Genomic DNA, 1405 nt, shown 5'->3' on the forward strand with positions numbered 1-1405 from the left:
CCCAAGATCCGATCGGGATCGGCTATTGGTCCGTCAAAGCGGCGGTCATGGCGAGCAAAGGTGAAAAAGTAGAGAAGACCATAGATACAGGCTTCCACTGGTATGACAAAACAAACATTGACTCTGCAGAAATTAAGGCGCTGCTGTATAACTAAGTTAAGATGAGGTTGCTCCTACGCGGGCAACCTCTTTCTCCAAAAGAAATACCTGATTCCAAACAGGAAATGTAAGCGCTATTCTCGAATAGAGTTGAAGTTCAGAGAGAATTTGTTAAACCTGAGGTGGTAAGGTGTATACCCTGATCATAGTTGACGACGAAGAAGCTGTTCGGGAAAGTATTCGTGAGAAAATAGATTGGGAGACCTATGGTTTTGAGCTGATTGGTTCTTATGGCGATGGAAGAGAGGCCTTGGATTCCCTGGAAATCCAGCTGCCGGATGTTATTATTACGGATATTTCGATGCCTCATATGGATGGGCTGGCACTTGCGGCTGCCATCTCTGATCGATACCGAGATATTACCGTCATCATTATGACGGGGTTTGGGGAATTCGAATATGCCAAGCAGGCGGTAAAACTAAAGGTTTATGAATATGTGATGAAACCCGTTGGGCATAACGAATTTACGGATATTTTACAACATTTAAGAAAAGAGCTGGATGAGAAACGGTTGAGGAATGAAGATGTGTCTAGGCTGCAGAGCCAATTAAATATGAGTTTGCCTTTATTGCGAGAGCAATTTCTAGAAAGATTGGTAACCAGTGAAGTAAAGAAAGAGGAGATTCTGAATAAATTTGCTCTATTTCACTTGTCACTCCCCGGGCCGTACTATATGGCGGCAACGTTAGACGTGGAAGAGTTTATGTATCCAATTGCTGCGCAAATAAGCTCGGAGACCGAATTGCTGCGGTTTGCCGTGTATAATATTGTTCACGAAATCTTTGAATTAGAGCAGGGAGGTATCGTCTTTCGAACGAGAGACGAGAGAATCGGCATCATTTTCGCTGGGGATATGCCATATTTGATTCTAGCTGTGCAGAAATATGCGGAACAAGCCGTGCAGTGCATAGAAAAGTACGTGAGAGTTCGTGTTTCGATTGGGATTGGCAGACCGTATCAGGCGATGGAGGAGCTGTCCAAATCTTATTCTGAGGCGGTTTCGGCGCTCGATTATCGATTTATGGTTGGCAAAAATAAGATTATTTCCATCGAAGATATCGTGCATGGCAAAGGCCAGCTGCAGGTTCATCATGCAGAATGGGAACGCAAGCTGATCGCTGCGCTGAAGACGGGAAACAAAGAGCTTTTCGCTAGACTATTGAATGACTGGATGCACGAGCTGCGCGCTTCGCAATCTTCGGTAGAGCGCTGCTACATTTATGTGCAAAGGTTCCTTGTCTCCATC

General features: G+C 44.8%; 1 protein-coding gene and 1 pseudogene. Both read left to right on the forward strand.

The window, feature by feature from the left end; all coding sequences use genetic code 11:
• Positions 1-155, forward strand: a pseudogene (locus tag AC1DUA_RS37600) (BMP family ABC transporter substrate-binding protein); the annotation flags it as partial.
• Positions 156-289: 134 nt separating this feature from the next.
• The coding region (locus AC1DUA_RS37605; RefSeq protein WP_477504573.1) for a response regulator at positions 290-1405 on the forward strand (1116 nt) is incomplete at its 3' end.

The organism is Paenibacillus sp. 01T422 (assembly GCF_056398785.1).